This window comes from Sphingobacterium allocomposti, from assembly GCF_008124885.1.
Lineage (GTDB): Bacteria > Bacteroidota > Bacteroidia > Sphingobacteriales > Sphingobacteriaceae > Sphingobacterium > Sphingobacterium allocomposti.
This window is the reverse complement of record NZ_VNHX01000002.1, coordinates 187077-202155: the sequence shown is the minus strand read 5'-3', so window position 1 is coordinate 202155 and position 15079 is coordinate 187077. Positions and strand designations below refer to the sequence as shown.

Annotated in this window: 13 protein-coding genes; 10 read left to right on the top strand and 3 right to left on the bottom strand. The window is 46.9% G+C overall.

What is annotated here, in order from left to right:
* Positions 1–85 precede the first annotated feature (85 nt).
* Genes ubiE through BC792_RS02485 form a run of 4 tightly spaced genes read left to right on the top strand, consistent with a single transcriptional unit; the run spans position 86 to position 2603 of the window.
* Positions 86–826, top strand: a complete 741-nt coding sequence (gene ubiE, locus BC792_RS02500) for a bifunctional demethylmenaquinone methyltransferase/2-methoxy-6-polyprenyl-1,4-benzoquinol methylase UbiE (protein ID WP_148907408.1) — start codon at positions 86–88, stop codon at positions 824–826.
* Positions 827–866: 40 nt separating this feature from the next.
* On the top strand, positions 867–1640 hold the full coding sequence (locus BC792_RS02495) for an SDR family oxidoreductase (protein WP_148907407.1): 774 nt from the start codon (positions 867–869) through the stop codon (positions 1638–1640).
* A 54-nt stretch (positions 1641–1694) separates the two neighbouring features.
* Entirely contained in the window at positions 1695–2150 is a 456-nt protein-coding gene (locus BC792_RS02490) for a GatB/YqeY domain-containing protein (RefSeq protein WP_148907406.1), read from the top strand.
* Positions 2151–2603, top strand: a complete 453-nt coding sequence (locus BC792_RS02485) for a GNAT family N-acetyltransferase (RefSeq protein ID WP_211357451.1) — start codon at positions 2151–2153, stop codon at positions 2601–2603.
* A 53-nt stretch (positions 2604–2656) separates the two neighbouring features.
* On the opposite strand, the gene glsB is transcribed toward BC792_RS02485, so the two are convergent.
* Both glsB and glsA read right to left on the bottom strand, forming a co-directional pair.
* On the bottom strand, positions 2657–3616 hold the full coding sequence (glsB, locus tag BC792_RS02480; RefSeq protein WP_148907405.1) for a glycine N(alpha)-acyltransferase GlsB: 960 nt from the start codon (positions 3614–3616) through the stop codon (positions 2657–2659).
* Positions 3617–3619: 3 nt separating this feature from the next.
* Positions 3620–4453 (bottom strand): lyso-glycine lipid O-acyltransferase GlsA, encoded by an 834-nt coding sequence (glsA, locus tag BC792_RS02475; RefSeq protein WP_148907404.1) that lies wholly within the window; start codon positions 4451–4453, stop codon positions 3620–3622.
* Between the two features lie 288 nt (positions 4454–4741).
* Here glsA and BC792_RS02470 point away from each other — a divergent pair, with 288 nt between their 5' ends.
* From BC792_RS02470 to BC792_RS02445, 6 genes are all read left to right on the top strand, one after another.
* Entirely contained in the window at positions 4742–5404 is a 663-nt protein-coding gene (locus BC792_RS02470; RefSeq protein ID WP_148907403.1) for a CBS domain-containing protein, read from the top strand.
* A gap of 112 nt (positions 5405–5516) precedes the next feature.
* On the top strand, positions 5517–6410 hold the full coding sequence (locus BC792_RS02465) for an NAD kinase (RefSeq protein ID WP_148907402.1): 894 nt from the start codon (positions 5517–5519) through the stop codon (positions 6408–6410).
* Positions 6411–6871: 461 nt separating this feature from the next.
* On the top strand, positions 6872–7609 hold the full coding sequence (locus BC792_RS02460; RefSeq protein WP_148907401.1) for an isoprenyl transferase: 738 nt from the start codon (positions 6872–6874) through the stop codon (positions 7607–7609).
* Positions 7610–7901: 292 nt separating this feature from the next.
* A complete protein-coding gene (gene bamA, locus BC792_RS02455) occupies positions 7902–10478 on the top strand; it encodes an outer membrane protein assembly factor BamA (RefSeq protein ID WP_148907400.1) in 2577 nt (858 codons plus the stop codon).
* 49 nt (positions 10479–10527) lie between these two features.
* On the top strand, positions 10528–11061 hold the full coding sequence (locus BC792_RS02450) for an OmpH/Skp family outer membrane protein (protein ID WP_148907399.1): 534 nt from the start codon (positions 10528–10530) through the stop codon (positions 11059–11061).
* Between the two features lie 107 nt (positions 11062–11168).
* On the top strand, positions 11169–11741 hold the full coding sequence (locus tag BC792_RS02445; protein WP_148907398.1) for an OmpH/Skp family outer membrane protein: 573 nt from the start codon (positions 11169–11171) through the stop codon (positions 11739–11741).
* Between the two features lie 595 nt (positions 11742–12336).
* On the opposite strand, the gene BC792_RS02440 is transcribed toward BC792_RS02445, so the two are convergent.
* Positions 12337–14934 (bottom strand): TonB-dependent receptor, encoded by a 2598-nt coding sequence (locus BC792_RS02440; protein WP_148907397.1) that lies wholly within the window; start codon positions 14932–14934, stop codon positions 12337–12339.
* Between the last annotated feature and the right edge of the window lie 145 nt (positions 14935–15079).

Sequence of the window (15079 nt, the reverse complement as noted above, 5' to 3'; positions counted from 1 at the left end):
TAAGCCAAACAGTTATCCCATTCCGTATCAATTTATTCAGTATCATTCATTTTTTTGGTGACGGTCAATATCGTATCTTTGCGACATGGCAAATGACAGCTCAACGATAAAACCCTACAAGTCAAAAGAAGGAGGAAAGAAGGAACAGGTCGCGGAAATGTTCAACAACATTTCAAAGACCTACGACGTGCTGAACCGGATGATGACCATGGGGATAGATACCATCTGGCGTAAAAAAGCGATACGATCGTTAGAAAGCCTTCGCCCCCGACTCATCTTGGATGTAGCGACCGGAACAGGCGATTTCGCCATCGAGTCGTTAAAGCTGTTGAATCCCGAGAAAATCATTGGGGTGGATATTTCGTCAGGAATGCTCGATATCGCCCGCGAGAAAATCGAAAAAAAGGGGCTGCAGGGTCGTTTCGAAGTGCAATTGGGCGACTCCGAAAGCCTGAAGTTCGACGATAATACATTTGATGCCGTCACCGTCGCTTTCGGCGTGCGGAACTTCGAAAATTTAGAGCAAGGCCTTTCCGATATCTGCCGCGTCCTACGTCCCGGCGGCAAAGCTGTCATTTTAGAGCTTTCCAATCCCACGGCTTTCCCGATTAAGCAGTTTTATCATTTCTATTTCCATAAACTGACGCCCGCTCTCGGCAGGCTGATATCGAAAGACGCCAGTGCCTATTCTTATCTGCCGGAGTCTGTTGCAAACTTTCCCGATGGCGAACGTTTTGCGGCTATTACCAAGAAGGCCGGCTTTCAGACGACCCATGTCCGTCCGCAGACATTTGGCTTTTGTACCATTTATGAGTGTATCAAATAGACTAAAAAAATAAATATATACAGCGACCTTAAAGCATTCAATGATGAGAACAGTACTTATAACAGGAGCAAGTTCGGGGATCGGCGAGGCGTGTGCTAAAGTACTTGCTTCAGAATCACGTTACAGGCTTTTATTATGTGCGCGCAGACTACAGCGTCTGCATGAAATACAGTCGGAAATACAGGAGCTTTTTCCTTCGTGTGATGTCTTTTGCTTTGAACTGGATGTCCGTGACCGGGAGCAGGTTGAAAACACATTTGCCAACCTGCCGGTAGAATGGCGGGACGTCGATATCCTGATCAACAATGCGGGACTGAGCCAGGGGCTGGACCCCATTCATGAAGGCAGCACAGGCGACTGGGACCGCATGATAGATACCAATGTAAAAGGCCTCCTATACGTTACCAAATATGCTGTTCCGCTTATGGAAAACAGTCCCGCTCCCCATATTGTGAATTTAGGGTCAATCGCGGGAAAAGAAGTTTACCCCAACGGCAACGTATATTGCGCGACGAAACATGCCGTAGATGCGCTGACCCAGGCGATGCGCATCGATTTGCTGACAAAAGGCATTAAAGTTACGTCTGTTGACCCCGGGATGGTAGAAACTGAGTTTTCGGAAGTCCGCTTCAAAGGAGATAAGGAACGCGCAAAGGCCGTATATAAAGGGATCACACCACTCAGCGGACAGGATATCGCCGAAATCATTTCCTTCGTGCTGTCGCGCCCCGCTCATGTCAACATCAACGACCTGCTGGTCATGCCAACAGCACAAGCCACCGGGACAATTATCAAAAGAGATCTGCCGGATTAAGCCTGCAGATAAACCGGATAAGAAGAATAATATACCAAATTTAACATACGAACGATGTCATTAGAACAAAGAATCAATCAAGATATAAAAGCAGCGATGATCGCTAAAGATAATGTCCGGCTGCGCGGACTACGCGCCATAAAAGCGGCCATCTTATTAGCGAAGACAGAGAAGAACCATGTAGATGATCTTTCGGAAGAGGCAGAGACAAAGGTGCTGCAAAAACTGGTGAAACAACGGAAGGAGTCCGCCGAAATATATAAAGCGCAAAACCGGGAAGACCTCTATGCTATAGAAACGGAAGAGCAAAAAGTCATCGAGGAATATTTACCGCAGCAGCTTGATCGGGAAGCCATTACATCAATCGTGGAAAAGATCATTGCCGAAGTCGGCGCTACAAGCGCCAAAGACATGGGTAAGGTGATGGGGGCCGCAAACCAGAAATTAGCGGGGCAGGCGGATGGCCGAACCCTATCGGAAATTGTGAAAGAGCTGCTGAACCGCCTGTAAATGAATATACAGTGGACTGTAAAAGCGTTTAACGACCTCACCGCGTTGGATCTTTATCAGATCCTGCGGCTTCGTATCGACGTATTTATGCTGGAACAGAACTGTCTATATCCCGAATGCGACAATAAAGACCTGCAGGCCTTCCACCTGTTTGGCCAGCATCAGGATCGTATAGTAGCTTACGCGCGTTTACTTCCTGCAGGAATCTCCTACGAGGACCTATCCATAGGCCGCGTAGTTGTCGACACCAATTTCAGAAAATATGGATTGGGAAAAGAGCTCATGCAGCGGGCCATACAGTACTGGAACCTAAAATATCCCAACACCCCGATAAGGATCAGCGCACAGCTTTACCTGCAACGGTTTTATGAAAGCCTCGGATTTGAGCGCGTCAGCGATATGTATCTGGAAGACGATATTCCACACATTGAAATGTTAAGAAAAGGGCGGTAGTCGATATGAGATAAGAGACCTCAGAACATGTCTCCCATCTCAATACGCAAACCTTACTTCCGCTCGCGTTTTCCGTAATATTTGTCCCGCTCATAGGTAATCATATGCCGTTCTTTCTTGGCGGGGTAGATATCTTCCAGCGTAATCATAATACCCGTTTCCTCCACTTCGCCAAATTCGTCGTTCATTGCCGTACCAAATGTGCGCATCGTTGGCGATAGGTTCATATAGGTATTGATCAATGGAGGAATATTCTCTCCGAGTTCACGGACTTTGGTATTTAACACTTTATAGCCTTCTTTATATTCCAGGCCGTCAAAAATCCCAAAAAAAGGCGTGATATCGGTTTTGTATCCTACATTCAGTTCATTAAAAGGCAGGACCAGCTTCTCCCTATCCGGAAAATAATACTCCATGAAGTAAATCAGAAGATCCCGGGCTGTTGCGTTATAATGGGGATACATGGTTACCTTTCCAAACAGGTACTTAATATCCGGATTAATGACCACCAGGGCTCCCAGTCCATCCCACAGATTATCTAAAGAAAATAGTCCCTTTCTGTTGTCGATCGCCGGCTGAAAACGCGGCTGCACCCACGAGCGTCCCAATTCTAATGTATAGGGCAGATAATCCGTCTTAAACTTCTCGGAGAATTGGAAGTAATGTGCAGTCGATAGATGCACATTGCCCTCGGCATCTATGGCATCTTTACACTTGATAACGCGGTACCCGGCGATGATTTCCTCCTCTTCGGGATTCCACGCGATCAGCTGGTCGTAATTATGTTCGCAGGTGTCATTCTCATCGATATCCAACGGCAGCCCCGTTCCTCCCCCTGCCCCCCGGAAGGTAAGCTCCCGAAGTCTCCCGATTTCACGCATGATATGGGGAGCCGTATGATAGTTCACGAGATAAACTTCATTATTCCCGTTGTTGGTATATCGTATGAAGGCTTCTTTCGTTAACTCAGCCTTTATTAATTCTCTCTCTACTGGAGCAATAATTTCTTGCATATACTATTTTTTGTCCCCCATTCTGTAAACTCGCTCTCTCACTTCGTGTGCCCACGCACGTTCGCTTTTGGTTTTGTCAAAATAACCGTACGGGATACGTTCGCCCACCCGGATTGTGACTGTCTGATTTCGCTGCGAAAACATTTCGTCCGGTAAATACAGCATTTCCAAATTGGCCTTTATTCCGATCTTTTGTCTTAGTCTAGCTAAATTATAGAAAAAATCGGAATTTTTGCCATCGATGTAGACCGGTATGACGTCTCTTTTATATTTTTTTGCTTTTGAGATAAAACTTTTCTTCCATTCCAGGTCGGCAATGCGCCCGTCGATTTTCCGCGATACCAACCCTGCAGGAAAGATCAGCAGGGCATTATCTGTAGCATATGCCTGATCAATAGCTACAATTCCACTTTTCGCCTGGTTGCCGATTTTGTTTACCGGAATAAAGAGGGGCTCCAGATTACGGATATTCATCAGAATATCGTTGACCAGAAACTTGACGTCACGGCGGTATCTGCCGATTGCCTGCATAATCGCAATGCCGTCCAGCCCGCCCAGCGGATGGTTGGACGCAAAGATTACACTCTCCTCCAACGGGATATTTTCCGTCCCTTCCAGCACCACCTTCACGCCCAGCTCTTCGATCAAAGCGTTCACGAAGTCCAGCCCATAAAGATCGCGGAACTTCGTCATAATGTAGTTAATCTCATCTTCATGGATTACCCGCTCCAAATAGCTGACTAACGGCCTTGGAATCCATTTCGCCAAACCGGGGCTCTTTTTTCGAATAACTTCACGTACCTGGATAAACTTCTCTTGCGCTATCTCTTCGCTCATTGGTGGTGTTACACTATTGTATTTCGATAAATAATGCCGTAAAATTAACGAAAATATATATTAGAGGCCGTTTAAAATTCATCTAATTATTCTTTTGCGTTTCTTTTTTTGCGGCAATCCCGTCAAATTCCCTTTGAGCCCTTCCAAAATGGGCACTCCACGATGTAAAAAGTTATTTACATGAAATTTGCCCCGGTATCAACGATTATTTTTAAATTAGTATATTACATGTGAAAACACAGAACGTTTTGTTTTTTTCCATGTTTAATATTAAAAAAAGCGCTCATCATGTATATAGGTGAAATACTGGCAAAAAACTATTTCGACGTGAAATCGGATGACAGCATTAGCTTCACGTTAGACAAAATGAATGAGCTTCACACCTCGCAGCTACCGGTGGTTAACGGAAGAGATTTCCTCGGCGTCATCGCGGAGGATCACCTTCTTGCGGCTCATGATGATACGCATGAGCTGCACAGCTTAATGGTTTCCCTCCGCTTTGTGTACTTATACGAATATCAACATGTATACGACGCTTTACAGTACATGAGCGCCCACCAGCTGGAAGTACTCCCGATTTTGGACAAGGAAAACAACTATGTTGGCGTGGTCACCCTCGGCGATCTGCTGTCGTCTGTCAATGAAACGTTAAGCAACAAGGAGCCCGGTGCAATCATTGTACTAGAATTGGGGAAGAATGATGTGTCGTTCTCCCATATCGCTCATATTTTCGAATCAGAGAATATCCGTATTTTAAACGCCGCCGTCAGGGACATCCCCAATACGACCAAGATTGAGATGACCATCAAGGTCGATAAACAAAATATCTCCACGCTTGTCGCTTCACTTTGGCGGTTTGACTATGTCGTCAAAGCCACCTTTAACGACGGCAGTCAGGATTCGGATATCAAAGAACGTTATGATATCCTGATGAACTACTTGAATCTGTAGCCACCTCTCGTTATGAAGGCACTAAACCTGCCGTGCGTAGCAAAGCCGGCAGATAGGTGCTCATGCCGTTTTTTTTTAGCATCTTTGCATAAGTTTGTCAAACCCTTTTCCCATGCAGAAAAATTCCATTGCCATTTATGGACGGGCTTTCAACTCATCGGTCGTTCCCTACGTGGAGCAGCTGTTTGCCTATCTGAAAGAAAAGGATATATTAATCTATATCCACGCAGATTTTTACGAGTTCTTAAGACAGCAGTTTGCGTGTCCCGAGACCTTTCTTTTATACCATAATCATAAGGACCTGCCCGGCGATATTATGTTTCTGCTAAGCCTAGGAGGCGACGGAACGATGCTGTCTGCCGTTTCGCAGGTGCGGGACTCCGGCATACCGATAGCCGGCATCAACTTTGGAAGACTGGGGTTTCTTGCCTCCATCTCCAAATCGAAAATGATTCAGGCATTGGATGACATCTTTGCAGGAAACTATACGCTGCAGGCGCGCGATCTGCTGGAGGTCAGCGGAAGCAATAAAACAATCTTCGGAACGGAAAACTTTGCATTAAATGATATCACCGTCTTCCGGCACGACACCTCATCAATGATCACTATAAACGCCGTTTTAAACGGCGAACTGCTAAATTCCTATTGGGCCGATGGCGTTATTATCGCCACACCGACGGGCTCAACGGCGTACTCCCTAAGCTGCGGGGGGCCAATTATCATGCCTGGCAGCGGCAACTTCGTTATTACCCCGATATCGCCACACAACCTGAACGTGCGGCCGATTATAATTTCCGCCGACAGCGAACTGGAGCTGGAAATAGAAAGCCGGACGGAGAAATACATCCTCAGCTGTGACTCTAAAAGTGAAACGCTGGATATCAGCACAAAGCTACGTGTCCGAAGGGCTCCATTCCGGATCCACCTCATCCGCCTGGCGTCTGACAGCTTTTTCAGTACACTTCGCGAAAAGTTACTTTGGGGACTCGATGTACGAAACTATTAACCGGCGTCCGTCTATTTTTATTATGAGCTCAAAAATTCTATAGCAAGTGCCGCCGTCCTGGTGTCGGTTTACGGGAGAACCAAGGGAAGTCAGCGCGGTGCAGCTATTGGATTAGCCTGTTTGTCAAATCCATTCTGAACCGAAATAAGAATCAAACGCGGGTTATGCGCACGGCCGTAATCAACGCAGTTACTAAACATATATCTCATATTGTCCGAAAACCGTTATCTTTACACCAAAATTTCAAGTTTGTGAAGCCATATTCATACATTGTCCAGCATTGCCGCTCCGTGCCCCGACCTGCAGGAGAGCCCGCAGACGGGAAATCCGGCGGCTATGGCAGCCTGTACGTATGTCATCTGCAACAGCTGTCCCGGAATTGCTTTTCTAAACCTGGTATCACCTTAAACACAAATAACACCAACACGCATCGCTGTCGGCATATTTAAACAATCACACAGATGAGTTTCAAAGAGAAAATAAATAGAGAGAATCTGCCTGCACATATAGCAATTATCATGGATGGAAACGGCCGATGGGCCAAAGGCATAGGCAAGCTTCGGATATTTGGACACCAGAACGGCGTGTCTGCTGTCCGCGAGGCGATGGAAGGGTGCGTAGACATCGGTGTAAAATACCTGACACTGTATGCTTTTTCATCAGAAAACTGGAGCAGGCCGAAGTTCGAGGTACAGGCGTTGATGGAGCTTCTGGTCAACACACTGGCCAAGGAAACCGAAACCTTCATAGCGAACGGCATACGCCTTAACACCATCGGCAATATCGCCGATCTGCCATCAAACTGTCAGGCTAAGCTTGAAGACACGAAAACCCTGACCAAGGACAACACGGCCTGCGTGCTGACGCTGGCATTAAGCTATGGATCACGATCCGAAATCGTAGAGGCCACACGCTCTATCGCGAAACAGGTCGCTGACGGCAGACTTAACCCGGCAGATATCAATGAGCAGACGATTAGCGACAACCTCTATACATCCGGGATCCCCGATCCGGATCTTATGATCCGTACCGGCGGCGAGCAACGTATCAGCAACTATTTGCTTTATCAAATGGCCTATACCGAGTTTTGCTTTTTAGATAAAATGTGGCCGGAATTCAAGCGGGAAGACCTCTTCGAAGCCATTTATAACTACCAGCAGCGCGAAAGAAGATTCGGCAAGACAAGCGAACAACTGTAAGCATTTGAAGAAGAGCTTTTCCGTTGTGTTGATAGATAAAAATCGTTAGATTGTGTTCTCTGAACGCGTTGGACGGAGCGCAGGGCCCGAGAGTGCTGCAACGCCTTTTCCTGCGCTCAGAACCACAGTTTGAGACGTAAAAAAATAATTAGATAAATTTAAACAGGCTCCGGGATTTATTTACCTTTGCAGCGTCAATTAAAGGCCTAATTAATAGGTTGGTTATTAATTATTTCTTTTAACAAAAATTAACAACAGATTGGTGTACTTTAGCACCGAGAAAACAGAATAAATGAAGCGCGTACTATATCTAATAGCATTTACCATACTTTTTGGAGGACAACAATTATTCGCTCAGATAAGGGGCAACAACCCCATCAATCTGAACGATCCCGATGAAATCAGTTATTTGGACCCCAAGAATTACGTCATCGGGGGTGTCCGCGTTTCAGGCACTGAATATCTGGATAATGATGTTTTGATTACCATTTCGAAACTGGTGGTCGGACAATATATCGAAGTTCCGAGCGAAGCGACGGCTAATGTCGTAAAAACGCTAATGGGTCAAAACCTATTCGACGACGTGCAGTTGTATGCCGAACGGATCGAAGGCGACAATATTTATCTGGAAATACGGGTGCAGGAGCGCCCGCGTCTAACACGGATCGATATCAACGGATTAAAAAAGGGCGAAACCGAAGAGATCCGTAAACGGCTCAATACGAACTCGGGAAAGATCGTCAACGCGAACCTGATTAAAACCACGCAGTCTACCATCCAAAAATTCCTGCGCGAAAAATCCTACCTGTACCCCGAGATAAAAATACGTACAGAGAAAGATACAGCACAGGCCAACAACGAAATCGTCGTTGTTGATGTGGAGAAGAATAAAAAAATCAGGGTGCACCGGGTCCATTTTGAAGGCTCCGAAGCGTTTTCTGACAAACAGCTCCGGAAATATCTTAAGGGGGTGAAACCCCGTCGTTGGTTCCGCATTTTCGGCCCTGGCAAATTTAAAGACGAAAAATATAAAGAAGCCAAAGAGAACTTAGTCGCGAAAATGCAGGACAAAGGCTACCGCGATGCACAGATACTATCGGACAGCGTCGTCCGCCACGACAACAATGAAGTAGATATTTATCTGAACCTCTACGAGGGCCCCCGTTATTATGTCGGGAATATTGAATGGTCCGGCAACTCGAAGTACACCGATTCCATACTGAATCTGATACTCGGTATCGAGAAGGGCGACATCTACAGTGAAGAGAAGCTAAACACGAAGCTTTCCGGGCCCACACGCAATAGCGACGACATAAGCGCCCTCTACCAAAACGACGGGTATCTGACGTTCGGTGTGCAGCCTATTATCAAGCGGATCTATAACGACACTATAGACCTGGAAATTGTATTGAGCGAAGGGAAGCAGTTCACCATCAACAACGTGATCGTCAAAGGAAACGATGTGACAAACGACCGTGTGGTACTACGCTCGATTTACACTAAACCGGGGCAGAAATTTTCGCGGGAAATGCTTATGCGCAGCGTGCGGGAGATCTCGCAGTTAGGTATGTTCGATGAGCAAAAAATTAATCCGGTGCCAACGAACCTAAACTACGAAGAGGGGACCACCGACCTGGAGTATACCGTGGTGGAAAAACCCTCCGATCAAGTCGAACTTTCCGGCGGCTACGGGGCAGGACAAGTTATCGGAACGTTGGGGCTAACATTCAATAACTTTTCTACCAGTAACCTCTTCAAGAAAGATGCCTGGAAACCCCTACCCCGTGGCGATGGACAAAAGCTGAGTATCCGTGGGCAAACGTCGGGTAAACGTTATCAGTCGTATAGCTTTTCGTTCTCAGAGCCTTGGCTGGGAGGGAAAAAGCCTATCTATTTTGGCTTGAGTGCTTATACGTCCAATTCATCGTTGGGTGGGTTTAACATGTTTACGGGTCGCCAGATGGTGAGCGACGAAGAATTAAGCCGTATCTGGATGACAGGGGTTACAGCGACGCTGGGAAAACGTCTGCAGTGGCCCGACAACTATTTCCAGATCAATACGTCCCTATCCTTCCAGCAGTATAAGTTGCAGAACTACGGAAACTACTTCCTGTTCTCCGACGGTACAGCGTATAACATCAACCTGACACAGGAGATCAGCCGGAACTCCGTCGATGCACCGATATATCCGACCTCCGGTTCTCACCTCCGGTTTTCGGTACAGCTGACTCCACCCTATTCCGCATGGAATAGTATTAATTACCAAACAGCACCGGACAACGTGAGATATAAATGGACGGAGTATCATAAGTGGAAGTTTGATAGCCAATGGTACACAAAGATTGCTGGCAAACTTGTATTAAAAACACAGGCACAGTTCGGCTATTTGGGTAATTATACCGACAGAACACCAACCTCTACCTTCGAACGCTTTAAGCTGGGAGGAGACGGTATGATGGGATTCGACTTCCTGCAGGGATCTGAAATTATTGCCATGCGTGGTTATGCCAACGGTACCATCATTCCGGAGTCGACAGGCAATGGATTCGCGAATATTGCGATAAACTCCGGTAGTCCGATTTACGCAAAATATCAGTTAGAACTTCGTCACCCTGTGATGTTAAATGAGCAGGCCACGGTGTTTGTACTGGCTTTCGCGGAGGCAGGAAACACATGGAATAAGTTTAGCGAAGTCAATCCATTTAAGATGCGACGTTCGGCGGGCGTAGGAGCACGGATATTCCTTCCGATTTTCGGTATGTTGGGCATCGACTACGGTCATGCGTTCGATCCGATTCCGGGATTACAGTCAAGCCAATGGAAGCAAAACTTTACCTTCAGTATCCTGCAGAATATGGGAGGCTTTTAAACCTTTTGGAACTATAATTGTCCTACAACTTGTAAAAAGAACAGTCACTATGAAAAGAATAGTTTTTATCGTCGCTTTTGTTGTTACATCGGTAAGTGCAGCGTTCGCCCAGCGTTTCGCTTATGTAGATTCCGAGTACATTTTAAAACATATCCCTGAATATGTTGCGGCGCAGAAGCAGTTGGACGACCTCTCTACAAAATGGCAGGAGGAAGTCGATAAACAATACGGAGAAATTGAGAAACTTTACCAGGCTTATCAGAACGATCAGGTGCTGTTGAACGAAGACATGCGCAGACGCAGAGAAGATGAAATTGTTAACAAGGAGAAGCAAGTTAAAGAATTGCAGCGCCAACGGTTCGGATTTGAAGGAGACCTCTTCAAAGAGCGGGTACGCCTTATTAAGCCTATTGAGGATCGCGTGGCCAAAGCCATTCAGGACGTTGCTACAGCACAGGGCCTGGATCTTATCCTCGATCGAGGTACCGAGGTTACTTTCCTCTACGCGAATCCGGCACTGGATAAAAGTAATGAAATCATTACAAAATTAGGATTGAAGCCCAATCCGAGCTTGGCAAACTAATTTTTTTGTTTATACTTGTCGAAAAATCGGAATTAATTATTAACATTATAAAAAAACAAAAAAGTCGTGTCTGCGCTTAGTAGGCAACAAAGATTAAAATGGAAAGAATGAAAAATTTATTTAGAAGTGTAGCTGTAGCGGCAGTGGTAGTGTTGGGCACACAATCATTAAGTGCGCAACAAAAAATCGGACATGTGAACGCGGACGAGATCTTTCAAATGACTCCTGAATTCAAAACTGCAAACGATCAACTCAAGACGTTGAACGATACAAAAACGAAAGAACTTCAGGGGATGTATGAAGAATACCAGAAGAAACAGAATGACGCAAATGAAAAGCTTAGAAACCGCAGTGAAGCCAACAAAGCGACAGTAGATGCGGAGCTGCAGACATTGGGTCAGGAGTTACAGAATATCGAGCAACGTATCCAGGAGGTGCAACGTGTAGCACAAGAAGACCTTGGAAAAAAACAACAGGAACTTCTTGCGCCTATACAGACAAAAGTGATGAACGCAATCAACGCGGTGGCTAAGGAAAAAGGTTACGCCTATGTTCTGGACACGTCTAGCGGAAGCGTCATTTATTTCCAGGGGGGAGAAGACATCTCAGCAGATGTAAAAGCGAAGTTAGGTATCAGCGCAAACGCCACACCGGTAACGCCAGCAGTACCGACAAACTAATAAGCGGTAATAACATTATTTCTTATAAACGAAAGTAGGTGTCTTCTTGAAGGCACCTACTTTCGTTTATAGACGGTACCGTTGCACTCCCATATACCTGTTCTGCATGTGGAGCTGATCGGCATTGGTTGTTATCCTGATGTGGGGAAGTCTCCGTGTCATCCAGAGCTTGTCGAAGGATAAACACCGAGACAGGTTTCGGACAGGCTCGGCCTAACGTGGCGGTATCGGTGTCATCCAGAGCTTGTCGAAGGATAAACACCGAGACAGGTTTCGACAGGCTCAGCCTAACATACAGCAGAACCAAAGGCTATGTATCAACTTTACAGAAGGCGGTATACCGACAGACCTAGGGTTGCGCAACGAGGCGCTGACAATAAACAAAGAACACCTGAAGCGGGGAGCTTCAGGTGCCTTTCTACTAACCAATTATTAACTAAAATTATGAATTACGAATATAACGACAATTAACGTCAAAATGCCACAAGTGTTGGCCTAAACCACGCTACTTCACAACAAAGTTACGTATCGCCTCGTTTTTTTCGTCAATCACATCAGGCGACCACCCCAAAGTTGAAAGCCGCTTTTAACTCTCCTATTTTAGGGCACACCGCAGAGTCACACCATAGGTGCGTGGATCACCAATCACCCCTGCATACTGTCCGAAGTTTCCGGGAGCGGCCAGCAATTGCTCATAATAGTCCCTATCCGTAAGATTACGGCTCCACACAATGACGGACAAGCCTCGTGTTGCCCTAAAACCGACACGTGCATTTACCAATGCATAACTTTCGACATTCAGGTACTGCGACGGCGATGGACTAGATGAAAAATCCGATCGGTAAAACACATCGAGTCCTATAAAATACCGGCCTTCCAGCGTAAGCAACCGTCCCTTTTGAGTCAATTCTGCCCCCGCGGACCAAGACCACTTCGAAATACCGGGCAGCACGCCCCCAGATATGTCCTTAAAGGCGAGCTCCCCTCCCACTTCCTCCAACGGGACAGGGGCATTGGTAAAAGTAACGTATTTACCGTCTGTATACGCCAGCGCCGCATTCAGCCGGAAGTAGTCCTTCAGCTGAAAGCTTCCGTCGACCTCAACACCCTGCACCCGTACCCGCTCTGCGTTCGCCAGATAGCCCCTGTTGACCCCCGGATCGGGCGTCTGCACCTGCGTCTGGTAATCTTTAATATGACTCCGGTAAGCGGTAATATTAAGAAAGGTGTTGGGCAACGGGTTGGATTTTAAGCCAAACTCCACATGGTTTACCGACTCTGGCTTGACTTCCGCCAGTTCCGTCGCCACCCTTCCATCTATAACGGGCAGTCCGCCGACATTAATACCTATTGGTTTATAGCTCCGGGAGTAGGTTGTATACACATTATAGCGCGGCGTAAATTTGTACTGCAACGACAGCTGTCCCGAGAAATTGGCAGCGTCCGCATCAACGAGAAATTGCTGATCGGAATAGATGCTGTTAACCGCAGCAAACTGCTCCGCCGTGTAAGCAATATTATTTTCAATATATTTTTTCCGGTCGTAATCGGCCGTCTTCTTATCATAGTTATACCGTAATCCCGGAAGGATATGTAGCTTTGGCGTGACGGCCCAGTCTATTTGCGAGAAGGCTGCCAGACTCGCGCTCTTTATTCCGTAGCGCGTGCGGATGCCCACTCGGTCGATAAGCCCCGGGCCCCACTGTGTTTGCGATGCGTTCTGCTGCTGAAACCGCCATAATGCATCTCCCGCTTCCTCCGTATGTACCGGGTCCGTTCTCAGATCCTGCCAGAGCCCAAATACGCCGACCACGCCACTGATGTTCTCGCCAAGCTGTCCCGCGTATCGGAATTCCTGCGACCACTGGTCGTGCAGGGAATTTCCCGAAGACACCGTATATACCGGTATGCCTAAATAGTCTCTATCATTCAACGGCACCCATTTCCAGTAACGCCATGCCGATGTTGACGTCAACGTACCGTTCCCTAACTTATAATCTATGTTTAACGACAGGCCTCCTAGCTCGTTATCAGCCCTGGACCGCGTATCCAGATCGACCTTCCTTTCAAATGCGCTTTCATAGGGAATTTGGTATCCGAGATCTTCCAATATGCGGTCGAACTGTCTGTACGCAGATCGCTGATTTTTAACGACACCGGCAATTCCCCACCCGTATCCGTCCGGACGCTGCTTGGTCACATCGCCAACGAGAGACACCTTTACGTCACTGCGGGGCGTATATAACAGCTGCCCACGAAAGCCTATATTGTTCATGTCGTTTATTGCTCTGTCCGCTGCAACATTATAGAGCGTTCCATCCCGCTGCGTACCGGAAAACGAGACGCGCGCCGCCAACTTGTCTTTAATAAGCGGCCCTGTTAGGGAAGCTTTACCCTGAATGAAGCCGTAGTTTCCATAGTTTACCTCGAAGTTGGCTTCTGGGTGGAAATAAGGAAGACGGGAAGTAATGTTGAATGCCCCAGCCGTCGTATTTTTTCCAAACAGCGTACCCTGCGGTCCCCGCAGGACTTCTATTTGTTCAATATCAATAAAGTCCAGCCATGTTGCCGCTGGGCGGGCCATATATACCCCATCGAGGTAGAAGCCTACACCGGGGTCTATACCATCGTTGGTGAGACCATACGTAGACCCCAGCCCGCGTATGTTTAGCGTGGTATTTCTTGCATTTGATGCATATAGCTGTACGGTAGGAACGATCTCCTTAATGCGGCTCACGTTGAATGCCCCCGCATCTTCAATGGTTGCCGAGCGGATCAGGGATACCGGAAGCGGTATGTCCTGAAGCTGTTCCCTTCGCCTTCGGGAAGTAACGACTACCTCGTTGAGGTTTTCTACCGAAGGGCTCAACTCTATTACAGAAGACGGCTCGGAGAGTACCACACTTTTTCGTTGATAACCGACATAAGTCACCACCACCGTAACCGGCAACTTCTGTCCGGTTACAAAACGGAACTTACCATCTACATCGGTCTTTACACTATGGGTGACGGCCTCCAGCTGGACAGTGACACCCGCCAAAGGTTCCTTGGTTTCTCCATCAATGACGGTTCCCGTAATCGATGCATTGATGATCGGCTTTGTTTCTACTTGCGCATACAGATTAGGGCTTTCCAAGCCCAGCGCAAACAATAAAATACAGGTAGAATACAAACGTACTCTATTTCTTTTCATAAGATCGTGAGTTTAATAGTAAATAAATACAAGTGCCAACGCCAATTGATACCCGTGGTTTGCAGTAGGATACGGACGTAGGAACGTCCGTATCCTAACGCATTCGGCCGACTTTCACCCAACTGGCTCCTAAATAGGAAAACTC